This window comes from Kitasatospora sp. NPDC058444 (assembly GCF_042721415.1).
Lineage (GTDB): Bacteria > Actinomycetota > Actinomycetes > Streptomycetales > Streptomycetaceae > Kitasatospora.
On the sequence record NZ_JBHXLL010000012.1, the window covers coordinates 171,484 to 193,407 of the forward strand.

Sequence of the window (21,924 nt, forward strand, 5' to 3'; positions counted from 1 at the left end):
CCCGAAAGATCCCGGAACGAAAGATCCCGGAACGCGCCCGCGGGTGCGGGTCACGCGCGGCTGCCTCAGGAGGCCTCCGCCTCCAGCCGGCGCCTGGCCGCGCGGAGGTCCTTCCGGGCCTGCTCGTCGACCGTGGGGAACCGCGGATCGATCCCGATCAGGGTGTGCGCGAGCACCGCCGCCGCGCAGATGCGCGCGAACCACTTGCGGTCGGCCGGCACGACGTACCAGGGCGCCCAGGGCGTGCTGGTGGCCGACAGCATGTCGGAGAACGCCTCCTGGTAGTCGTCCCAGTGCTCGCGCTCGCGGATGTCGGCCCCGGAGAACTTCCAGTTCTTCTCCGGGAGGTCGATCCGCGCCAGGAAGCGGCGGCGCTGCTCCTCCTTGGAGAGGTTCAGGAAGATCTTCACCACCTTGAACCCGTTGTCGGTGAGGTAGCGCTCCCAGTCGTTGATCTCCCGGTACCGGCGGTGCCAGACCCCGGGGCCCTTCGCCTCCGCCGGCAGCTTCTGCCGGTCGAGGTTCTCCGGGTGGACCCGCACCACGAGGACCTCCTCGTAGTGCGACCGGTTGAAGATCCCGATGTCCCCGCGCGCCGGGAGCCGCTGGGCGTACCGCCACAGGAAGTCGTGGTCGAGCTCCTCCGCGGAGGGCACCTTGAAGCTGCTCACGTGGACGCCCTGCGGGTTCACCCCGCTCATGACGTGACGGATCGTTCCGTCCTTCCCTCCGGCGTCGAGCGCCTGGAGGCAGAGCAGCACGCCGTAGGTGTCCTGGGCCGCCAGCCGCGCCTGGTACTCCGAGAGCAGCGACACGCCGGTGCGCAGCAGCTCGACGCCGTCGCGCTTCTTCATGCCCGCCTTGTACCGGGGGTCGAAGTCCTCGGCGAGGTTCACCCGCGACCCCGGCTTCACCCGCAGCGGCTTGATGAACTTCGCGATGCGCCTGGCCGTTCGTCCGTCCGACATGGCTGTACCAGTTCCTCTCGGGTCCGGCGGGCGTCACGAGGCCTGCCGTGCCGCCCCGTCCGCACCCGCGTCCTCGACGCGGCGGAAACCGGGGCCGACCAGCACGGAAGAGTGCTACCTGCCACGCTGTGGCCACCGGACGACCGTGTCAATCGGACGCCGTCCCGACGGAATCCGTCCGGGCCGGGCCCGCCCGGGCCGCCCGGCGGGGGCCTCGCGGCCGGATCGCCCGTCCGGCGTCCGCGTGTGGCAGGCCCCGCCGCCGGTGCCGACGATGGGGCTGCCGGGCAGTACCCCCGCGATCGGAGGCCGTGATGGCGACCCTGACGGTATGGCGTTTTCCCACCGCGAACGGAGCCGAGGAGGCCCTGGCCACGTTGAGGAGACTGGGGCGCCAGGAGCTGATCAAGGTCCAGGACGGAGCCGTGATCACCTGGCCGGAAGGGGCCAGGAAGCCGAAGACCCGCCATCTGAGCGACATGACCGGGATGGGTGCCGTGGGTGGTGCCTTCTGGGGCTTCCTGCTCGGGATGATCTTCTTCGTCCCGGTGCTCGGCGCGGCCGTGGGCGCGGCCGGCGGCGCGCTGGGGGGCCACCTCGCGCACGTCGGCATCGACGAGGACTTCGTCAAGCGGCTGCGGCAGAAGGTCACCCCCGGCACCTCCGCCCTGTTCGTGCTCAGCTCCGACGCCGTGCTCGATCCGGTCAGGGCCGCGTTCGAGGGCCTGCACGCCGAACTCCTGGAGACGGACCTCTCGGCGGACGAGGAGGCCCGGCTGCGCGAGGCGTTCACCGAAGGCGAGTGAGGCGCCGCTCCGTTGGTCCGTCCGTTGGTCCGTCCGAGGGCCCGTCCGAGGGTCCGGACGGCCCGCGAGCGCGACCGCCCGCGGGCTCGGGGACCGTACGCGTCAGGCGGGGGGTCAGCCGAGGCGGTCGGCGAGCAGCCGGGCCAGCCGACGCGCCCCCTCCTCCACCTGATCAAGCGTCAGCACACTGACGGACAGCCGGAGTTGCTTGGCCGCCTCGGGCGCGTCGTGGAAGTGGCGCATCGGCGTCCACAGCACGCCGTAGTCCTGTGCGGAGGCTTCGAGGAGGGCGTCGTCCGCCTCGAAGGGGACGGTGACGACGAGGAAGAAGCCGCCGGTGGGGGTGTTCCAGGTGACCGGGCTCCCGGGCGGGAAGTGGTCGGCGAGGGCGGCCAGCAGGCGCCGGAGGTTCTCGCGGTAGCGGGCGGTCTCGCGCTCGTTGGCACGGACGAGGCTGCCCTCGTGCTCCAGCAGCTTGCCGGCGATGACGGCCTGGGCGATCGGCGAGGTGTTGACCGTCACCATGCTCTTGAGCTTGGCGAGTTCGTCGGCGAACAGGCCGGTGGCCCCGCCCGGGGTGACCACCTCCTGGTCGGCCACCACGAAGCCGATCCGGGCACCGGGCAGGCCGGTCTTGGCATAGGACCCGAGGTAGACCACCCGGCGCCGGGTGTCCAGCGCCTTGAGGGTGGGCAGCCGCTCGTCACCGGCGCTGAACAGGCCGTACGGGTTGTCCTCCAGGAGCAGCAGGTCCTCGCGTTCGGCGAGGTCCAGCAGGGCGTGGCGGGTGGCCAGGTCGAGGCTGAGGCCGGAGGGGTTGGAGTGGTCGGGCAGCAGGTAGAAGGCGCGCGGGCGCAGCCCGTCGGCGCGGGCCCGGCGCAGGACGGCGGCGAGGTCGTCGAGGTCGACGCCGCGGGGGCCGCTGCGGACGGTGCGCACGGGCATGTCGACCAGGCGGGCGGCGCCGGTGAGGCCGACGTAGGTGGGCGCGACGGCGAGGACGGCGTCGCGCTCGTCGGTGCGCAGCGCGCGCAGCACCAGGAACACGGCCTCCTGGCAGCCGACCGTGACCACGACGGAGGCCGGGTCGACGGTGATGCCCTCGTCGACGGCGAGGTTGCGGGCGACCAGCTCGTGGATGACGCCCTTGGTGCGGCCGTACTGGAGGAAGGTGCGGGCGGCCTGTTCGGGCGTGAGCCCCTGGCCCTCGGTGAGGTGGCGCTCGAAGCGGCGCAGGTAGCGGTGGACGTCCTCGATCGCGAAGAACTCCTCGCTGGGCCGGCCGGCGGCCAGCGAGACGGCCTCGGGGTAGCGGCCGGCGATCTCGTTGAGGAAGTTCATCGACTCCAGGGCCGGGTCGGCCAGCGAGGAGTGCAGGGCGGCGAGGTCCAGGCGGGTCGGGGTGGCGTCGGAGGTGATGGTCAACTGGGCTTCCTAGCGGGCGGGGTGGGAAGTGCGGTGGGCCGGGTGACGGTCCGCAGGGTACGCGCCTCGGCGGTGGAGGCACAGCCGGCCGGGCCGAGGGCGCCCGCCATCGCGACCGGACCCGGTCAGCCGTTCCAGGAGCCGGCCGTGCCGGTCGTCCGGGCCGGGGCGGTCGTGCCGGTCGTGCCGGTCGTGCCGGTCGTCCTGCTCGGGCCGTCCGGGCCGGCACCCCGGCCGCCGGGGGCGGCGGCGGGCCGCAAGAAGTCCGCCCCCGCGCCCGAGGTGGTCGGCCGCGCGCCCGGCGCCGAGCTGCCCGGGGCGGTACCGCTCGCCGGCCCGGTGGAGGTGCGCGGCACCGCGCCGGCCGAGGCCGCCGGAGCGAGGTGCGCCGCGGTGGTCCGGCGCGCGGCCGGAGCGGCGGGGGCGGTCGACGGGTCGTCACCGCCCGGTGCGACCCGCTCGATCCGCAGCACCAGGTTGCGGTCCTGCCGGTCGCCGGCCAGGTCGCGGTTGCGGCTGTGCACGACCTGCGTCAGCACGCCCCGGATCTCCTGCCACCGGCCCTGCACCGCACGGATGTTGGAGCACCAGCCGCTCTGGTCCCGGTGCTCCAGCTCGAGCTCCCAGCGCTCCGCCTCGACGTGGTGGACGGCGCCGACCTCGCCGGGGATCTCCACCGGGGCGGCGCCCCGGACGGTCACCACCGCCCGCTGCGGGAACCGCCCCTCCACCGCCGTCACCGTGATCCGGCTCGGCCCCTGGTACCAGGCCATCGCTGTCCTCCCTCGTCCGCGCTCCGGGCCGGCTGCCGACCGGCCCCAGCCGGTAGCACGGACGGCGCCCCCTCCGGGGTTCGATCCGCCGGCGTCCGGTCTGAACCCGGAGGCCCACGCCTTCCGTTCGGCGGGGCGGATCCCGTCCCGCACACCGCCGACCGACGGGCACCCGCCGCCACGGCCGACGGCCGGCCGCGGACGGACCGGAGTCCGTGCGCGGCCGGCCGTCGGGTCCGGCTCAGCGGTCCTTGTCCGCGGCGATCAGGCCGGCCTGTCCGGCGGTCAGCCGGCCCTGGTCGTACAGCCATCGCACCGTGTCCGCCATGGTCTCGGCGGTCGGCCTCGGGCTCAGCCCGCCGGTGCTCGCGGCGGGATCGACCGGGGTCGCACAGGCGCAGGTGTACACGGCGCCGTACTCGGCGGGGATGTGCCAGGGCCATCCGCGCTGGAGCAGGCTGGCCAGGGCACCGACCGGCAGCATGGCCCGGGCGGGGAGGAAGGCCGCGGGCAGCCGCCGCCCGGTGACCTCCCGCAGGGTCCGCACGTACTGCCGGGTGGGCAGGTGGTGGCCCGGCCCGAAGTGCCGGTCGGTGCCCGCCCGCGGCGTGGTCAGCAGCCGGGCGTGCAGCTGCGCGGTGTCGCGGACGTCGCCGACCGGGAAGCCGCCGAGCGGCCAGATCGGCATCAGTCCGCGCAGGGTGTTGCGCAGCCGGGCGTTCTGGTCGCCCAGCCCCGGGTCCTGCGGGCCGAGCAGCGCGGGCGGGTAGCTGATGACCACCGGCGCGCCGTCCCGCTGGTGGCCCCGCGCGATCCGCTCGGCCGCCGCCTTGGTCGCCATGTAGGTGTCCCGGGGACGGCCGACCGGGGAGTGCTCCCCGAGCGGCCGTCCGGGGGACGGCAGCAGCGCGACGATGCTGGAGACGTGGACGACCGGGTCGGCGCCCGCGCGGCGGGCCGCGGCCAGCACCAGTTCGGTCCCCCGCTCGTTGGTCCGGCGCATCCGCTCGTCGTGCCGGCTGTCGAAGGAGTACACCGCGGCCGCGTGGAGCACGGCGTCGGCGCCGCGCACCGCGCGGGCCGCGCCGCCCTCGTCGGTCACGTCCCCGACGACCAGGTCGACGGCGCCCGGGTCCACCGCCAGCAGGCCGAGGACCCGCTCCGCGGCGGCCGGGTCGCGGACCAGCATCCGCACCCGGTGGCCGCCGCGGACCAGCGCCGCGACCGAGTGGATGCCGACGAATCCGGTGCCGCCGGTCACGCTCACCAACATCGGTCGTCCTCCCCTCAGCCGATCGCGTCCGGTGTGCCGCCGATGCCCCGGTGGAAGGCGCCGCCGTAGAACAGCAGCGCCTGCCGGTGGTCGGCCCAGTCCGAGGCGAGCACCTCGCCGAGGAAGATGGAGTGGTCGCCGCCGTCGTACTGCTCGGCGAGCTTGCACTCCAGCCAGGCCAGTGAGCCGGACAGCAGCGGCGCCCCGGTGAACGGGCCGGGCTGCCAGTCGAGGCCGTCGAACTGGGCGGCCCCGCGCGGTCGGCTCTTGTTCGTGAAGTACCGCGCCAGGTGCTCCTGGTCGGCTCCGAGCACGGTGACCGCGAAGGACCTGGTCGCCGTGATCGCCTCGTGCATCGTCGCGGAGCGGCCCACGCAGCACAGCACCATCGGCGGCTCCAGGGAGACCGAGCTGAAGGCGTTGGCGGTCATCCCGTGGGCGTACTCGCCGCCCGTGGTCAGCACCGTGACCCCGGTGGCGAACCGGGCCATCGTCTCGCGCAGGGCCTTCGGAAGAACGGCGTGGTTCTCGGCGACCGCCGGCGTCACGCCCGGCAGCTGGGTGTTGACCGGGGAGCGGCCGTTGCCGATCACAGTGCCCGCCCCGACTCCACCGGCCCGCCGGACGGGAGCTGCGCCGCGAGGGCCCGGGCGACGGCCGGCCCCTCGGCGTACGGCGCCAGCGCCAGGCGCAGCTCCTCGGGCACCCGGGCGGGGACGGTGGCCGTGTTCGGCCCGCGCATGCACGCGATCCGCTGCCGGCCGCGGGCGACCAGGTTCTCCTGCTCGCCGTCGATCCGCAGGTAGTCGAAGCTGAACTGGATCTGGGTCTGGGTCAGCTCCTCCAGCCGCATCCGGACCGACAGCTCGTCGAACGAGGTGATCTCGGCGAAGAAGTCGCACTCCACCTTGAGGGTGAACAGCTTCAGGTCGTCCCGCAGCTCGGCGAGCACGCCCGGCGCCTTGTCCTTGAGGAACATCTCCCGGCAACGCCCCTGCCAGCGCAGGTAGTTCACGTAGTAGACGTTGCCGACGAGGTTGGTCTCCTCGAAGCCCACGGTGTGCCGGATCTCGTAGTAGGCCGACATCAGTTCTCCTTCCCGACGAGCACGGCGAAGAGCACCGGCTCCGTCCGGTCGTTGACGGTGGTCACCCAGGTGGCGACGGACGCGTCGCCGGCGGACAGGACGACCCAGCCGCCCGGGTGGACGCGGTCGAGCGTCAGCGCCTGCGTGGTCGCACCGGACTTGCGCAGGCATTCCAGCGCGCTCCAGACCCTGGTGCCGGCCACCGCCGGGCTGCAGCCCGCCTCGCTGACCAGCAGGTCCCGCAGGGCGAGCTGGCCGGCGCCCAGCAGGGCGTCCCAGTCCTCGGTGCTGCGCTCCAGGACGGTCTCGACGTCGCAGGCGAGCCGCCCGGCTCCGGCCACCGCCAGGGTCAGGCCGGGGCCGTGCGAGGCCGACACCGTGATGCCCTCCAGGCCGGGCGCACCGGCGAGTTCGGGCTTGCCGTCCGGCCGGTGGAGCAGTTCCACCGGCCGGCCGAGCGCCCGGCTGAGGGCCGTCCCGGTGCGGGCCCTGCGGTCCCCGTCCGCGGCGGACCCGGCGGCGGCTTCCGCGGCTTCCGCAGCCGGTTCCACGGCGGGCTCCCCGCCCGGCTTCGCCGCAGGTTCGACGACCACCGCGCGGCTGCCGCCCAGCACCCGCTCCAGGCCGCGCTCCAGGTACGAGCCGAGCATCGCGGGCACCCACGGTCCGGCCCCGTCGCGCTTGCGGACGGCGACCAGGGTCAGCCCCTCCCAGCGCTCGACGACCTTCCCGGCCGGCGTGCGCACGTCGAGGTCGTAGACGTAGGTGTCCCCGTCCTGGGAGCGCTCCCTGGCGTCGAGCACGACGTACTCGGCGTCCTGGTCCGCCGGGTCGGCCAGCCAGAGCCGCTCGATGCTCTGCGGCAGCAGGGTGGCGTCCGGCACGCAGCACTGGATGGCGTGCATCATCGCGTCCCGGGTGCCGGGGTCGGCCAGCTGCTGGTCCTGCGGCAGGAAGGCCGCGAACCACGGCGCCGGGGCGGTGGTGGAGATCTCCGCCAGCGCGTGCCGGGCGCTCGCCCGCCGGTACTCCAGCAGGCGCTGGAAGCGCTTGCCCTGGAAGAGCACGCTGCCGTACAGCTCGGTCACCGGGTCCACCGGCACCGCCGGCAGGCCGAACTCGACCGGCACCGGCGTCCCGGGCACCTCGGGCCGGGGGTAGCGCAGCCTGGCCCGGAAGTGGTCGGCCGCGAACTCGGTGCCCTCGCTGCGCAGCACCACGTCCACCGTTCCGGGTTCCCGGACGAGCGCCGCGATCCGGATGGTGGTCGAGCCGCCCGGCCGGACCACCACGGGACGGCGGAACTCGACGTCCTCCAGCAGCGGCGGGCCCTGCTGCCCGCTCACCGCGGCGGCGACCTGGGCCATCGCCTCCATGCCGAGCACGGCCGGGAAGAGCAGGTCGTCCTGGAGCCGGTGGTCGGACAGGTAGGGGTCGCCGCCCTCGGTCAGCTCGGTCTCGGTGATCAGCTCGATGTCCGGGTGGTGCACCAGCACCCGCTCGACGAACCTGGTCAGCGGCAGCTCTCGGCGCACGGTGGTGAGGGTCGGCAGGCCGCCGGCCCGTCCGCTCACCACCAGGACGGGGCCGGCGGAGGGGTCCGCCAGCACCTCGCGGAGCACCTGGATGCCGTTCTCGGTGGAGATCGGCGTGATGCCCTCGCGGATCAGCGCCTCGACGACGCCGAGCCGTTCGCCCATGCCCGCGCCGGACCAGACCGACCACTCCAGCGCGATGGCCCGGGCCCGCGGGTGGCGGTCCTGGAAGCGCAGGGTCAGCTCGGTCATCCAGTCGTTGGCGGTGGCGTAGTGGGCCTCGCCGCGCAGTCCGGCCCGGCCGATGATCGAGCCGAAGGTGATCAGCAGCTTCAGGCGTTCCGGTTCGACGGCCGCCAGGACCGCCTCCAGGCCGTCGGTCTTCGGCGCCAGGGTGCGGCGGAAGTCCTCGGCGGTGAGCGCCTCCAGGGCGGCCGGGTGGTTGAAGCCGGCGCCGTGCAGGACGGCGGTGACCGGGCCGAGCCCGTTCTCCAGCGAGGCCACCGCGGCGGCGATCTGCTCGGCCGAGGTGACGTCGGCGCGGGCGTACCGGTAGCGCAGGCCCGCGGCCTCCATCCGGGCGAGGTTCCCGGCGAGTTCGGTGTCGGCGGCCGGATCGGCGCGGCCGATCAGGGCCAGCGCCGCCCCGGAGTCCTGGGCCATCGCGATGGCGCACTCGGCGGTGATGCCCTTGCCGCCGCCGGTGACCAGCAGGACGTCCCGGGCGTCCAGCGGGGACTCGCCCTCGGCCGCCGGGCGCAGCTGCAGCGGCCGGAGCACCGGGACGGTCCGGCGCCCGTCCGGCTGGTAGCGGACCTCCGCGAAGCCGGCCGTGGCGGCGGTCTCGGCGACCACCCGGGCCACCGCCTCGTCGCGGGCCGCGCCCTCGGGGGCGGTGTCGGCCAGCTCGACCACCGTGGTCGGCACCGACGGGTGCTCCAGGTGCAGGGTCTTCGCCAGGCCCGAGGCCCCCAGCCGGTGCTGGACCACGACCAGCCGGGTGCCCTCGGGGGCGGCCAGGACGGCCCGCCCGGCGGTCAGGAAGAGCTCCGCCTCCTGCGGCCCGCAGGCGTCCGGCAGGCAGAGCAGCACACCGTCCCCGACGCCCGCTGCCGCGAGCGCGGTGCGCAGCGGTTCGGCGAGCGGGTGGCCGGGGGTGCTGTGCACCGTCCACTGCCCGGCGCTCTCCTGCGCGGCGGGCTGCGGGCGGGGAGGCAGGACGGCCTCCACGTGCTCGACCGCGAAGGGCCGCACCCAGGGAGCCACGCCGGCGGCCTCGCCCGCCGCCTCGCCGCCGTCCTGCGCGGTGTCCGCCAGCTGGTCGATCAGCTCGGCGATCCCGCCCAGGTTGACGGTCGCGTAGTTGGGCGTCGCGGCGAGCACCGGCCGGCCGAGCGCCCGGGTGACGTCGTTGACGATCTGGCCGATGGTGATGGAGCTCAGGTGCAGGTCGTCCATCGGGTGGGTCTGCGCGGTGACGGACTCCAGCGGCAGTTCGACCCGCTCGGCCGCGAGCCTGCGCAGCAGTTCCAGGGTGGAGTCCGGGCCCTCGCCGCTGTCCGCGGACAGCGCCGCGCCGGCCCGCTCGTCCGGGCCCGGCCCGCCGTCCGGCGCCGCCAGGTCCGCGTCGATGGCCGGGGCGGCCTCGCAGGGGTTGGCCAGGAAGGTCATCGCGCCGTCCGCCGGCAGCGGCCGCACCAGGCGGTCGCCGAACAGGGCCTCGGTCCGCAGCGGCGTGCCGAGCACGAACGCGGCGCCGGCGATCCTGAGCAGCGATCCGAGCGAGGCGCTGTCGGTGTCGACCGCCAGGGTGGTCGCGTCCGGGGCGATCTCGGCCAGCAGGCCGGAGAGCACCCGGCCCGGGCCGACCTCCACGACCAGGTCGGCGTCGGCGACCGCCACGGTGGCGGCCTCCTGGAACCGGACCGGAAGCAGGACCTGTTCGCGCAGGACCTCGCGCAGGTCGGCGGACGGGTCCAGGAGCCGACCGGTGACGGTGGAGGCGATCGGGCGGACGGGCTCGCGGAAGTCGAACCGCGCGAGTTCCTCCGCCATCGCGACCGCGGCCGGCTCGACCAGCGGCGAGTGGAAGGCGTGCGACACGTTCAGCCTGGTCGCCGTGACGCCCTCGCCGGCGGCCCGGCGGCAGACCTCGTCGACCGCCTCGGCGGGGCCGGAGAGCACGGTCTGGCGGGGCCCGTTGTAGCCGGCGACGACCACGTCCTGTCCCTCGGACAGCCGGGCGGCCTCCTCCGGCGTCGCCGCCAGGCCGGCCATCGCGCCGCCGCCGCGGCTCGCCCGCGCCATCACCCGGCCGCGGATCGTGGCGAGCCGCACCACCTGCTCCTCGGTCATCGCGCCCGCCCAGTGCAGGGCGGTGAGCTCACCGAGGCTGTGGCCGACGGCGGTGTCGGCCCGGATGCCGAGCGCGTCCAGCACCCGCAGGGCGGCCAGCGAACCGGTGACGATGCGCGGCTGGGCCACCTGGGTGGCGACCTGGTCGTCACCGGTGGGCAGGGCGGCGGCGGTGAACACCTCCTCCGCCGTGGCGAACCGGCGCCGGATCGCGCCGACGGCACCACGGCCGGAGCCCTGCCCCGGGAAGAGGTAGGCGATCTTGGGGGCGGTCCGGGCGTGGCCGAGGAAGATCCCCTCACCGGCCGAGAACGCCTCCCGCGCGCCGGAGTCGAGCAGGGCGAGCAGCCGTTCGAGGGCGCGCACGGCGTCGTCCGGGCCGGTCGCCACGACGGCGGCCCGCACCGGGCCGTCGGAGAGCCGGTCGGCCAGCGTGCCGGCCAGGTCCGCCAGTTCGGCCTGGGCCAGCTTCGGCACCAGGTCGAGCAGCCGGGCCAGTTCGGCGCGCAGCGCGGCCGTGTCCGGGGCGTCCAGCAGCAGGAGTTCGGCGTCCTGGCGGCCGGACACCAGCCGGGTGGTGCGCTCGTCGAGCGCCTCGCGCCGGGCGCTGCCGGGTGCCTCGGCGAGGGTGATGTGGGTGTTGATCCCGCCGAAGCCCATGGCGGACACCCCGGCCCGGACGGGCTGGTCGGTCGGCCAGAGTTCGGCCCGGCCCGGGACGTACATCGCCGCCTCGTCCCCGAGCAGGCCGGGGTGCGGGTCGACGTGGCCGGTGGCCGGGGGGATCACCTGGTGGTGCACGGCGAGGGTCGCCTTGATCAGGCCGGCCACGCCCGCGGCCGCCTTGGTGTGCCCGAAGTTCCCCTTGACCGTCCCGAGCGCGGCCGGACGGGCCGTCGGGTCCGCCATCCGGCGGGCGGAGGACAGCGCCTCGATCTCGGTCGCGTCGCCGAGGGCCGTGCCGGTGCCGTGTCCCTCGAAGTACGAGACCGTCTCGACGCCGTAGCCGGCCCGCCGGTAGGCGCGGGTCAGCGCCAGCCGGTGCCCGCTGGCCTCCGGCCGGGTGATGCCGCCCTTGCCGTCCGAGGAGACTCCCCAGCCGCTGATGCTCGCGTAGATCCGCCGCCCCTGGGCCAGCGCGTCCCGCTCGCGCATCAGCACGAGCATGCCGGAGCCCTCGCCGGGCCAGAAGCCGTTGGAGTCCCGGTCGTAGACCTTCATCTCGCCGGTGGCGAGTGCGCCCGTCTTGGCGAAGCCGATCACCTCGAACGGGTCGATGGACAGGTCGACGCCGCCGGCGACGGCCACGTCCAGTTCGCCGTCGGCCAGCGCCTTCGCCGCCGTGACGACGGACAGCAGGGAGGAGGAGCACGCCCCGTCGACCGTGTAGCCGCCACCGCGCAGGTCGAAGTGGTTGCAGATGCGGCCGGCGATGGTGTTGGCGAGGCCGCCGGCCAGCGAGTCCTCGTCGATGGCCGGGAACGGCGCCTTGTACTGCGGCTCCAGCTCCTGGAGGAACTTCGCGACCTCCCCCTCGGTCCAGCCCTGGCCGCTCAGCGCGGCGGCCACCGTGCGGCGCACGTAGGGCCACCGCAGTCGCATGATGTTGGCCCGCGAGAATTCCCCGGTGAGGCTGTTTCCGACCACCACGCCGGTGCTCTGGTGGGGAAGGCCCGAACCGTCCGGGAATCCGGCGTCGGCGAGTGCCTCGGCGGCCACGTCGAGGGCCAGCCAGTGTGTCAGGTCGGTCGCCCGGTACGTGCTTCCGGCGACGCTGTATTTGATGCGGTCGAATGCGTAGTCCCGGAGGACCGCAGCCTTCCTGGTGTAGTGCCGGTCGGGCGCGCTCCGGTCCTCCGACCAGTAGTCCGCCTGGTTCATCCGCTCGTCCGGCAACCGCCGGAAGGCCCGCCGGCCACCCAGTACGTTCTCCCACAGTTCGCTCGCCGAATTGGCGTCCGGGTAACGGAGGCCAATTCCCACGATAGCGATCCGCTCACTGCTCACGTATTCACCACCCATGGAGATGAATTGACGGCGATTCTTTTCGCCGACTCGACTCGCCTGCACTGTCCTCAAGAGTGCGGCCGCGGCCGTCCGGGTGTCATCTCCGAGTTTGCTTTCCGCCTGGTGGGGGCCTGGATTTGACATAACGGTGTGATTTCATGGCGCCGCTATTCAATAACGCCGTCATTTTCGGGACCGGCGGCGTCCGTTCCGGCGCCCGTGCGGAAGGCCGTGCGGAGGGCCGTGCGGAGGGCCGTGCAGGCGGCTGTGCCGACGGCCGTGCGGACGGGCGTGCGAAGTGCTGTGCGGACGGCTGTGCGGCTGCCCGGAAACGCACCGAGGCTCCCGCCGGTCGGCGGGAGCCTCGGGTTGTGCGGGGCCTTGCGGGGCCGTACGGGGACTTGCGCGGGGTCAGCCGCCGGCGGTCGCCGGCAGGCGTGCCCCGAGCCGGGCGCCCAGCTCGCGGGCCGCCGTGAGGGCGGCCCAGGAGGTGAGCTCGATCAGCGCGGTGTCGCCGGGCCGGCCGCGCCGGAACTCGGCGACCAGGCCGTCGTCGACCTGGTAGGCGGCCTTGGCGGTCAGCAGGGCCAGCCGGCCCGCCGGTCGCTGGTCCCCGGGCAGGGCCGACACCGCCTCCTCGACCCAGGCGCGGCTGATCCCCGGCGGCCGGCCGTCCCACCCGGCCAGGTGGTCCGCCACCAGGACACGCACGCCCTGCGGCACCGCACGGGCTCCCGCCGCGTCGATCGCGGCGGCCGCCCGGGCGAACGCCCCGGCGACGCTGGGGGTGCCCGCCGCCCAGGCCAGGTCCCCGGGCAGCGGCGCGGAGGGCAGCAGGTCGAGCGAGGTCCCGGCCGGCGGGGCGACGCGCGCGCTACGGCGCATCAGCCGGCCGAGGACCGCCCTCGCCGCCGCCCGGGCGGCCGGCGGGAGACCGGCCGGCAGCGGGCTCGGTTCGAGGAACAGGTTGACCATGCGGTTCAGGTAGTGGAAGGTGACGGCCACCCCGACCAGCTCGGGCCCCGCCTGCGCGGGGAACGGCGCCCCTTCCTCCGCCGCCCCTTCCTCCGGCTCCCCTTCCGGTCTCCCTTCCCCCGGTGTCCCTTCCTCTGGCGCCCGTCCCCGGTCGCCGTCCGCCCGGAACCAGTCGGCCCACCCCTCGGCCGTCGCGCGGGCCGTGCCCGGGGCGGCGGCCCCGGGCAGCAGCGCGGCCAGGGTCGTGCCGTGCACCTCCACGCAGTACGGGCAGGAGTTGGCGGCCGAGACCGCCGCGGCCACCGCCTCCTTGGTCGCCCGGTCGACCCGCCCGTCGGCGACCAGGGTCTCCCGCAGCATCACCCAGGAGGCGGCGAGCACCTCCGGCGAGGCCGCGTGCAGCCCGATCGGCGGTGCCAGCATGCCGAACTCCCGCTCGACGTCGGCGAAGACGCCGGCCACCTCCTCCCCCGCGTCCCCGGGCCGCACCGCGGCGACCCGGTGGACCTGCGCCATCGACCGCCGCAGGGCCGACCGCAGGAACGGTGTCGTCATGTGCCTCCTCCTCGATGGCTCGATCCGGTGTTCCGGCCCGCTACCGGCGCATCAGGCCGGGCAGCTGCACCTGCACGCCGCGCCGGCCGCTGGTCGCCCCGTCCGGCGCGGGCGCGCCGTACGTGACGTTCACGCCGCGCTCCTGCGCGGCGGCCACGATGCCGGGGATCGCGCGTTCGGCGAGCGCGGAGATGGTCAGCGCGGGGTTGACCGTGAGCGCTCCCGGGACGGCGGAGCCGTCGGTGACGAAGATGCCCGGGTGGTTGCGCAGTTCCTGCCGGTCGTCGAGCGCGGAGGTCTGCGGGTCGTCGCCGATCCGGCAGGACGCCAGGGGGTGCACGGTGTAGGCGCCCACCAGGTCGTTGGTCCACGGCATGACCCGGGCGAGTCCGTCGCGCTCCAGGATGTCCTTCACCACGGCGTCCGAATCGGCCCAGGCGCGCAGGGTGTTGGCGGTCGGCTGGTACGAGATCGACCCGCGCCCGAGCATCTGCTGGGAGATCCGGACGGCGTTGCCGGTGGGCGGCGGCGGCCCGAAGACGCCCTCGTTGTCGTCCTCGATCATGGTGAAGACGGTCAGCCAGGACTGCCACTGCCGGACCAGTTCCTTCTTCTCCACGCCGAACCAGCTGGGTCCGGTCGCGTCGGGCACCTGGGCCAGGATGGTGCCGAACCCCGGCGGGAAGTAGAGCTGCTCCAGGGAGAACCGGGAGTGCTCCGGCAGCGATCCGTCGAGGTTGTCCCAGCTCGCCACGACCGGGCCCTTGCCGATCTGGTTGGCCCGGAACGCCCGGCCGTCGGAGCGCTTGAGCCCGAGCAGGTCACGGGCCTTGTCCTCGTCGACGACGGCCGTGTTGAGGCGTTCCCCGTTCCCGGAGAAGTAGCGGCCCACGGCGTGCGGCATGGTGCCCAGGGTCGCCTCGGAGCGCTGGAGGATCACCGGGGTGGCGCCGGCGCCGGCGGCGAGCACGACGATCTTCGCGTCGATCGTGCCGCCGCCGACGTGCACCCGGTAGTCCTCGTCGTCGACGACGTTGTAGTGCACCCGGTAGCCGCCGTCGTCCGTCCGGGCGAGCTGCTGCACCTCGTGCAGCGGCCGGATCTCGGCGCCGTGCGCGAGGGCCGCCGGCAGGTAGTTCAGCAGCAGGGAGCGCTTGGCGTCGAAGCGGCAACCGGACATCATCCAGTTGCAGTTGGTGCACTTCGCCCGGTCGATGGCGGCCGGGACGGGGTTGGCGGTGCGTCCCGCGTGCTCGCAGGCGGCGGCGAACAGCCCGCCCGCGTACGTGACGTCGTTCCAGTCCTGCTGGGTGATGGGCAGCGCCTCGGACACCCGGTCGTACCAGGGGTCGAGGACGTCCCGGTCGATCGCGGCCGGCCACATCCGGCGGCCGATGCTGCCGCGGCGCTCGAAGACGAACCGCGGCGCGCGCGGCATCGCGGCGAAGTACACCACGCTGCCGCCCCCGACGCAGTTCCCGCCGAGCAGGCTCATGCCGTCGCCCACCACGAAGTCGAAGATCCGGGTGTACGAGGAGCCGAGCATGAAGTCGTGGTCGAAGTCGTCCGCCTTCAGCCACGGACCGCGCTCCAGGATGGTGACCTTCGCGCCGCCGGCCGCCAGGTGGTACGCCGCGATCGCGCCGCCGAAGCCGCTGCCCACGATCAGGACGTCGGTGCTCTCGTTGCTCGTCATGCGGGACTCCCTGTGGGCGTGGTGTCCGGGTGGGGATCGGCCAGTTGCTTGCCGTACGAGAAGTCGGGGAACCGCCACAGGCCGTCCTCGCCCGGCTTCATGAACCCCATCCCGGTGAGGCCGGGGTGGCCCGCCGCGAGCGCGTCCGTGGTGTGCATGTGGGCGGCGGTGTCGAAGGCCATGTTGGTGAACAGCGCCAACAGGACCCACAGTTCCCGTTCCTGGTGCTCCTTTCCGGTCAACGTCTGGACCAGGCGGGTCCGGTCGGCGAACGGCAGGGCGACGAACGGCGGCACCGAGTCGTCGAGCCGCAGGCCGTGCTCGTCCGCGTAGGTGCTCGCGTGGCGGTTGAGCGCCTGCTCGTAGTCGTCCAGCGCGTCCGTCAGTCCGGTCGCGGGGGTTTCGAGCAGTTCGATGGCGCCCGCCTGGACGGCACCGCCGCCGGTCGAGGCGCCGGCGATCGCCCGGTCGTCGGGCGACCGTTTCTCGCCCGGGACGATCGTGTCCGCGAAGGCTTCGAGTGTCATGATCCGGTCATGGTTTCGATCTGAGGCAGGCGATCCCACCGGCATCTCCTCAGGGCTTGTCGAAAAGCGGGGACGGCGCAGGCCGGCCGGTCCCGATTCGCATACGCGACTGTGGCATCGTGCGCGCAATGCGCTCCCGCCCGCATCTCTCGCGTTGCTGAGGGGTCCGGACGCCGTTCAAACCCGAAATCCCGGGTTGTCTCACCGATCGGGCATGCCAACGGCACGTGCCGCCCGTACCATTGCGGCTGTCATGTGCCTGCTGCTACGGTCGTCACTTGCTATGGCGGCGACACTTTTCAGCTTCGCCTTCCGAAGGGGGTTCTCCCTTCGCTTGCCCTGGCGCCTTCGACAGTCGGCCTGTCACTTCGGCCGTGACTTTCGTTCCCGATCATCGCAAGGGTGGAATTCTGTTCATCCGCAGGTGCGGCGGAGAAGCTGGAGTCAAAGATGACATCTGCCATCGAGCAAGCTGTTTCCCGGGCCATCGAGACGATGCACGACAACATCGGCGAGTTACTGACCATCGACGATATGGCGCAGGCCGCCATGTACAGCAAGTTCCACTTCTCCCGGGAATTCCAGCGGATGACCGGGGTGTCACCACGGCGGTTCCTCTCCGCCCTCCGGCTCGAAACGGCCAAGCGCCTCCTCATCGAGACCTCGTTCACGGTGACCGAGATCAGTCACCGCGTCGGGTACAACAGCGTCGGCACGTTCAGCTCGCGGTTCGCCAGCAGCGTCGGCGTGCCTCCCACCACCTACCGCCAGCTCGGGGGCTTCACTCCCCGGATCGAGGTCGACCCGCGCGGCCTGACCCGCAGCACGGAGCTCTCGACCTTCCGCGGCGAGATCCGGCCCCCGGTCGCGGGGAACCTCGGCCTGGTGTACGTCGGGCTGTTCCCGACGAGGGTCCCCGAGGGCCGGCCCGCCGCCTGTACCGTCCTCCCCCGGCCCGGCGTCTTCTTATTCGACCAGGTGCCGGCCGGCACCTGGTACCTGCTGGCGCACTCCGTCCCGGCCGCCTTCGACGAGGTGCTGACGGGTGACCACCCCGTCTCGGTGGGATCGGTCGGACCGATCGAGGTGCGGCCGGACGTGCCGCTGCTGCCGATCGAACTGCGCCTGCGCCCGGCCCTCGTCCTCGACCCGCCGGTCCTGCTGGCCCTGCTGGACGCACGGGCGATCGCGCAGACCGTACGGACCCCGATCACGGACACCGCCTGATCCGGCCCGGGCCGCGCCGGCGGGCCGCCACGACAGGGGCCCGCGCGTGCGCCGTGGCCCTCCGCACGGAGCCCCCGCGACGGTTGTCGCGGGGGCTCTGTCGTGCGCGGCACGGGCGTGCCCGCTCAGCCGGCGGGGTGCACCGTCATCGGCAGGCCGCCGCGCACCCGCAGCGACAGCATCGGCTCGGCCACCACCCGGTAGCCGGGCACCTTCCTCAGCCGCAGCTCCCGGGCGACCATGGCGATCGTGAACGTCGCCTCCAGCAGCCCGAGATGGTTGCCGATGCAGAAGCGCGGACCGGCCCCGAAGGGGATGTAGGCATAGCGCGGCCGGTCCGAGGCCCGGTCCCGGTCGAAGCGCTCCGGGTCGAACTGCTCGGGGGCGTCCCAGAAGCGCGGGTGGCGGTGCAGGGTGTACGGGCAGATCAGGACGTCGGAGCCGGCCGGCACGTGGTACCCGCCGACCTCGTCGTCCGCCTGGGCCTGCCGCGGCAGGATCCACACCGGCGGGTAGAGCCGCATGACCTCCTCCACCACCATCGAGGTGTAGCGCAGGCGGTGGATGTCGTCGAACTCGGGCAGGCGGTCGCCGAGCACCTCGACGGCCTCGGCGTGCAGCCGGTCCATCACCTCGGGGTGCCGGTCGGCCAGGTAGAAGGTCCAGCCGAGGGTGCTCGCGGTGGTCTCGTGGCCGGCCAGCAGCAGCGTGACCAGCTCGTCGCGCATCCGCTGGCGGGCGACCTTGCGGTCGGCCTCCTGGCGGGTGGCGACGATCAGGCGGGACAGCGCGTCCTCCCCCTCGATCCGCCCGCCGTCGCGGGAGACCCGCTCCGCCACCAGCCGGTCGACCACCCGTTGCAGGTCCTGCCGGGCCTGGCGGAAGCGGAGCTGCTTGGACAGCGGCACCCAGCCGGGCACCATGCCCATGGTGACCATGTCGAACATCGCCTGGTCCTGGACGGCCTCGAAGTCGTGGCCGACCGCCTCGAAGGCGCTGAGGTCCACGTCGAGCAGCGTACGGCCGAGCACCCCGAGGGTGAGGGCCGTCACCTCCTTGACCAGATCGACCGGCCGGCCGCCCTCGTGCGCCCGCAGCCGGCCGACCAGCTTGGCCGCCTCCTCCGCGACGGCACTCGCCTGCTGGACGATCCGCTTGTGCTGGAAGGCGGGCTGGATCTGCCGGCGCTGCTTGCGCCAGAGCTCCCCCTCGCTGGTCAGCAGGCCGTTGCCGAGGGCGCGCCGGGCCTGGGCCAGGCCGATCCCCTTGTGGTAGTTGGCCGCGTTGTCCGCGAGCACGTGCTTGGCGTGGTCGGGGTGGTTGAAGAAGTAGAGCGTCTTGGGGCCCATGGAGATCCGGACCGCGTCGCCGTACTCGGAGGCGGCGGCGCGCATCATCTCCAGCCGGTCCCCCACCAGCCTGCGCAGCAGGACGGGGGCGGCCCGGCGCGGCGGGCCCGGCGGCACCCGGCGGGTGGCGGTCACTGCGGGCACCCCCCGACGGTCGCGAAGCGGTCGGCGATGGCCCGGCGCCACACCTCGTACGCGGGCAGCGCACCCGGCACCGGCCCGCTCGGCCGCACCTCCTGGGTGACCGCGGCCGCCTCGGCGGGCCCCATGCCGCAGAAGACCCGGGTGGCCAGCTCGGTGTGCGGCACCAGCAGTCCGGCCCGGATCCGGGCCTCGGCCGCGAAGGCGCTGCCCTGGGCGACCATCGCCTGGTGGATCCCGGCCCGCTCGCGGAACGCGCACAGCTCCGCCTCGTCCACGCCGCCGGCGTAGGTGGCCGCCAGCCCGGCCCCGCCGTAGAGGTCGGACCGCCGGGACTCCGGGAACTTCTCGATCATGGTCGCGACCAGGTCGGCGTCGGTGCCGCCGACGAACCACAGGGCGCGGCCGATGCCCTGGTCGATCGCGTTCCCGGCGTACGACGGGTTGTCGTGCGCCGGCCACGGGAAGGCCGGGTCCCGGTACTGCTGGTGGACGTACCGCTCGGTGCGGAAGTACGCCTGGTGGAATCCGTACCCGTCGAGGACCAGCCAGCGCAGCAGCGGGTCGAGCGCGTCGATGTCGGGCCAGCAGAACCTCGGCAGCCGGGCCATCGCCCAGCCGATTCCGACGTAGATCATGTAGACGTGGTCGGCGCCCCGCCCCTCGAGGCAGCGGGCCACCGAATTCCGGCCGGACATCCGCAGCCCGTCGAGCATGGCGAAACCCATGCCGGCGCCCTCGTAGGCGAAGCCGCGGAACCGGTCCGGGATTTCCTCCAGCGGGTATTCCGCCTCCGCCGGATTCCGGGCCTCCACCGCGTGGGCGTAGCCCTCCAGGAACCGCGCGCCGACCGTCTCCAGGAGTTCCTGGGCGGCCGGCGACTTCCGGTGGAAACCACGCGTTTCCAAGAGCGTTTCCGAGGTGCTCGGAGTGAGAATTCGTCGTCGGAGCGTCCGCCATGCACTGGACACGCCTTACTCCTCTCAGATTTCCCCCGGGGCAGCCGATCTGCCCCGCGGATGACTTCGCACCGGTCCGGCCCGGAGCCCGTCCGAGGCCGCTCAGTCCGCCCGGGCCGTCGTCCCCGGCGCGGGCGAGGGCGAGGGCCCGGCGTCGCGGAAGTGCTCGCGCACGTTCGCCCGCCAGAGCTCGTACGGGGGCGTCCCGCCGGCGGCGCCCCGGGTGCGGTCGTCCACCGCGCAGTCGTCGGCCACCTTCGCCGCCGCCTCGACCGACAGACCGGTCAGTGCGGTCGAGGCGACCTCGGAGTGCGCGGGCACGAAACCCGCGTACGCGCGGGCCTTGGAGGCGAACACCGACCCCTGGGCGAGCTGCGCCCGGTGCGGGCCCGCCGCGTCGCGCAGCCCGGCCAGGCCGTCGGCCGTGGCGCCTCCGGCGAACGTCGAGGCCAGGCCCACGCCGCTCCACAGGTCGGCCTGCCGGTCCGCGGCGAACCCGCCCACCGCGGCCGCGACGTTCGCCGGCGATCCGCCGTGGATGAACCACAGCGCCCGTCCGACGCCCTGGTCGACGGCCCGCTGGAAGTACTCGGGCGCGCCCTGCCACGGGTACGGCTTCGGCCGGCGCTGCTCGTCCACCCAGCGCCGGGTGTGGAAGTAGGCCAGGTCGAAGCCGTAACCGTCGACGGCCAGCCAGCTCATCGTCGGGTGGTACGGCGTCCCGGTGAGGTCCGGCAGCACCTTGCGCCACAGCGGCCTCGGCAGCCGCGCCATGGCGAAGCCGATGCCGATGTACGCCAGGAAGATGTGCGGCTGCCCGGACCCGGCCAGCAGGTCACGGGTGCGGTGGCCGCCCCGGCCCATCGCGTCCAGGACGGTGAAGGCCATGGTGGCGCCCTCGTAGGCGAATCCGCGCTGCTCGGGTTCGACCAGGCCGAGTCGGCGCTCGACCTCCCACTGGCTCCGGGCGTCGATCCCCCACTCGAAGCCGCAGACCACCGCCTGGGGCACCGCCTCCAGCCGTTCGGTGCTCTCCGTGGGCGTCACCGGGAAGCCGCGTCCGGCGAACGTCACCGCGGACAGTGACGGTGTCAGTACCAGCCGGCGCAGCGATCCTAAGGTCGTCGGCACGATCCCTCCCAGAATCACGTCCCGAATTTGACGGTCCCTCCATGGTCCTGACGTCGCGTCACGGCTCGCATCTCCACGGTTGCGTTCCTGGACCGGCGCGGCCGCCGGGCGTCTTCGGACGTGCTCCGCGCTCCGCCCCCTCGGCCTCCGGTGGCCCCGGACGCCACAATGGAACCGGCCCGCGCGAGACCGGGGTTCCGGCGCCGTCGGTCCGTCCCCGTCAACGTCGTCCAACCGAAGGAGAACCCGTATGAGCACGTATCAGCGGAACGCCGAGGCCACGCCCGGGTCGCTCTGGGACCGGGCGCCCGACCACCTCGCCTACCGCGGTGCCCGGGAGAACATCACCGCTCTGCTGGGCGACCTGCCCGCGGCGGCCGACGTTCCGGTGCCCGCCTGTCCGGGGTGGACCGTCCTGGACGTGGTCGGCCACCTGCTGGAGGTCTGCCGGACGGTGGCCGCCGACGCGCCGGGCAACCTGTGGGAGGTCCCGCACGCCGACTCCGCCGACGGCCTCGCCGGTCTGCTCGACGAGTGGGAGCGGCTGGACGGCCGGGTGGAACGGGTGCTCACCGAAACCCCGCAACTGCGGCACACCATGCTGATGATGGACGCGTTCACCCACGAGATCGACCTGCGGGGCGCGCTGGGGGCACCGGTGGTCCCGGACCACGCGTCCTACCCCTCGTCGCTGGACCTGGTCGTCCGGGGCTTCTCCGCCGCGGTGCGCACGCTCGGGCTTCCGGCGCTGCGGATCGAGGCGCCGGGCGCCGAGTGGCAGGCCGGTGACGGCGAGCCGGCCGCCGTCGTCCGCGGGCACCGGCACGACCTGCTCCGCTCGCTCACCGGCCGGCGCTCGCTCGGGCAGATCGCCGAACTGGACTGGAGCGCCGAACCCGAGGCCTGGCTGCCCGCGTTCACCTGGGGCCCGTTCCGGCCGCCGGCGCAGCTCGTCGAGGCCGCGGCCGCCGGGCGGTAGGCCCCCGCTCGACCCGGTCCTCGGCGGGCCCGGGAAACGGCGCTGTGGCGCTGCCCCTCGGCGGGGCGCGCCCCCCCCCCGGGGGTGGGGGTGACCCCCCGCGCGCGCCCCCCGGGGGGATGCGGGGGTGGCTGCCGCGGCGGCCCCCCCCCCCCG

General features: G+C 74.0%; 15 protein-coding genes and 1 pseudogene. 3 read left to right on the forward strand and 13 right to left on the reverse strand.

Going from position 1 to position 21,924, the window contains the following annotated elements:
• Window positions 1-34: 34 nt before the first annotated feature.
• A pseudogene (locus tag ACFWP2_RS15985) lies at window positions 35-968 on the reverse strand (polyphosphate kinase 2 family protein); the annotation flags it as partial.
• Window positions 969-1,282: 314 nt separating this feature from the next.
• Here ACFWP2_RS15985 and ACFWP2_RS15990 point away from each other — a divergent pair.
• Window positions 1,283-1,774 (forward strand): DUF1269 domain-containing protein, encoded by a 492-nt coding sequence (locus ACFWP2_RS15990; RefSeq protein ID WP_380451411.1) that lies wholly within the window; start codon window positions 1,283-1,285, stop codon window positions 1,772-1,774.
• A gap of 114 nt (window positions 1,775-1,888) precedes the next feature.
• Here ACFWP2_RS15990 and ACFWP2_RS15995 read toward each other — a convergent pair whose 3' ends face one another.
• The 9 genes from ACFWP2_RS15995 to ACFWP2_RS16035 form a co-directional block, all read right to left on the reverse strand.
• The gene (locus tag ACFWP2_RS15995) at window positions 1,889-3,199 is read right to left on the reverse strand and encodes a PLP-dependent aminotransferase family protein (protein ID WP_380451413.1); all 1,311 of its coding nucleotides are present in this window, start codon (window positions 3,197-3,199) and stop codon (window positions 1,889-1,891) included.
• 125 nt (window positions 3,200-3,324) lie between these two features.
• Complete coding sequence (locus ACFWP2_RS16000; protein WP_380451415.1) at window positions 3,325-3,972, reverse strand: hypothetical protein; 648 nt, start codon at window positions 3,970-3,972, stop codon at window positions 3,325-3,327.
• 241 nt (window positions 3,973-4,213) lie between these two features.
• Entirely contained in the window at window positions 4,214-5,245 is a 1,032-nt protein-coding gene (locus tag ACFWP2_RS16005; protein WP_380451417.1) for an NAD-dependent epimerase/dehydratase family protein, read from the reverse strand.
• A 14-nt stretch (window positions 5,246-5,259) separates the two neighbouring features.
• Window positions 5,260-5,838 (reverse strand): flavin reductase family protein, encoded by a 579-nt coding sequence (locus ACFWP2_RS16010; protein ID WP_380451419.1) that lies wholly within the window; start codon window positions 5,836-5,838, stop codon window positions 5,260-5,262.
• Entirely contained in the window at window positions 5,835-6,332 is a 498-nt protein-coding gene (locus ACFWP2_RS16015) for an acyl-CoA thioesterase (protein WP_380451421.1), read from the reverse strand. The genes ACFWP2_RS16010 and ACFWP2_RS16015 overlap by 4 nt, the downstream gene beginning before the upstream one ends.
• Entirely contained in the window at window positions 6,332-12,244 is a 5,913-nt protein-coding gene (locus ACFWP2_RS16020; RefSeq protein ID WP_380451423.1) for an SDR family NAD(P)-dependent oxidoreductase, read from the reverse strand. Before ACFWP2_RS16020 ends, ACFWP2_RS16015 begins: the two co-directional genes overlap by 1 nt.
• A 396-nt stretch (window positions 12,245-12,640) precedes the next feature.
• A complete protein-coding gene (locus ACFWP2_RS16025) occupies window positions 12,641-13,759 on the reverse strand; it encodes a carboxymuconolactone decarboxylase family protein (RefSeq protein WP_380451425.1) in 1,119 nt (372 codons plus the stop codon).
• Between the two features lie 40 nt (window positions 13,760-13,799).
• Window positions 13,800-15,455 carry a GMC family oxidoreductase N-terminal domain-containing protein gene (locus tag ACFWP2_RS16030; RefSeq protein ID WP_380451428.1) on the reverse strand — a complete coding sequence of 552 codons (1,656 nt, stop codon included), beginning with the start codon at window positions 15,453-15,455 and terminating at the stop codon, window positions 13,800-13,802.
• Complete coding sequence (locus ACFWP2_RS16035; protein WP_380451430.1) at window positions 15,452-15,982, reverse strand: DUF5987 family protein; 531 nt, start codon at window positions 15,980-15,982, stop codon at window positions 15,452-15,454. Before ACFWP2_RS16035 ends, ACFWP2_RS16030 begins: the two co-directional genes overlap by 4 nt.
• Window positions 15,983-16,432: 450 nt before the next feature.
• On the opposite strand from ACFWP2_RS16035, the gene ACFWP2_RS16040 reads away from it, so the two are divergent.
• A complete protein-coding gene (locus ACFWP2_RS16040) occupies window positions 16,433-17,209 on the forward strand; it encodes a helix-turn-helix transcriptional regulator (RefSeq protein ID WP_380451432.1) in 777 nt (258 codons plus the stop codon).
• A gap of 125 nt (window positions 17,210-17,334) precedes the next feature.
• Here ACFWP2_RS16040 and ACFWP2_RS16045 read toward each other — a convergent pair whose 3' ends face one another.
• The 3 genes from ACFWP2_RS16045 to ACFWP2_RS16055 form a co-directional block, all read right to left on the reverse strand.
• Window positions 17,335-18,693 carry a cytochrome P450 gene (locus ACFWP2_RS16045; RefSeq protein WP_380451449.1) on the reverse strand — a complete coding sequence of 453 codons (1,359 nt, stop codon included), beginning with the start codon at window positions 18,691-18,693 and terminating at the stop codon, window positions 17,335-17,337.
• On the reverse strand, window positions 18,690-19,670 hold the full coding sequence (locus ACFWP2_RS16050) for a DUF1702 family protein (protein ID WP_380451434.1): 981 nt from the start codon (window positions 19,668-19,670) through the stop codon (window positions 18,690-18,692). Before ACFWP2_RS16050 ends, ACFWP2_RS16045 begins: the two co-directional genes overlap by 4 nt.
• 90 nt (window positions 19,671-19,760) lie before the next feature.
• The gene (locus ACFWP2_RS16055; protein WP_380451436.1) at window positions 19,761-20,789 is read right to left on the reverse strand and encodes a DUF1702 family protein; all 1,029 of its coding nucleotides are present in this window, start codon (window positions 20,787-20,789) and stop codon (window positions 19,761-19,763) included.
• Window positions 20,790-21,039: 250 nt separating this feature from the next.
• Here ACFWP2_RS16055 and ACFWP2_RS16060 point away from each other — a divergent pair, with 250 nt between their 5' ends.
• Window positions 21,040-21,768 carry a maleylpyruvate isomerase family mycothiol-dependent enzyme gene (locus tag ACFWP2_RS16060; protein WP_380451438.1) on the forward strand — a complete coding sequence of 243 codons (729 nt, stop codon included), beginning with the start codon at window positions 21,040-21,042 and terminating at the stop codon, window positions 21,766-21,768.
• Window positions 21,769-21,924: the final 156 nt, after the last annotated feature.

Coding starts and splice junctions, on each gene's coding strand:
- ACFWP2_RS15990 (WP_380451411.1), top strand. CDS start 1,283: ATGGCGACCCTGACGGTATGGCGTTTTCCCACCGCGAACGGAGCCGAG.
- ACFWP2_RS16000 (WP_380451415.1), bottom strand. CDS start 3,972: ATGGCCTGGTACCAGGGGCCGAGCCGGATCACGGTGACGGCGGTGGAG.
- ACFWP2_RS16005 (WP_380451417.1), bottom strand. CDS start 5,245: ATGTTGGTGAGCGTGACCGGCGGCACCGGATTCGTCGGCATCCACTCG.
- ACFWP2_RS16015 (WP_380451421.1), bottom strand. CDS start 6,332: ATGTCGGCCTACTACGAGATCCGGCACACCGTGGGCTTCGAGGAGACC.
- ACFWP2_RS16020 (WP_380451423.1), bottom strand. CDS start 12,244: ATGGGTGGTGAATACGTGAGCAGTGAGCGGATCGCTATCGTGGGAATT.
- ACFWP2_RS16025 (WP_380451425.1), bottom strand. CDS start 13,759: ATGACGACACCGTTCCTGCGGTCGGCCCTGCGGCGGTCGATGGCGCAG.
- ACFWP2_RS16030 (WP_380451428.1), bottom strand. CDS start 15,455: ATGACGAGCAACGAGAGCACCGACGTCCTGATCGTGGGCAGCGGCTTC.
- ACFWP2_RS16035 (WP_380451430.1), bottom strand. CDS start 15,982: ATGACACTCGAAGCCTTCGCGGACACGATCGTCCCGGGCGAGAAACGG.
- ACFWP2_RS16040 (WP_380451432.1), top strand. CDS start 16,433: ATGACATCTGCCATCGAGCAAGCTGTTTCCCGGGCCATCGAGACGATG.
- ACFWP2_RS16060 (WP_380451438.1), top strand. CDS start 21,040: ATGAGCACGTATCAGCGGAACGCCGAGGCCACGCCCGGGTCGCTCTGG.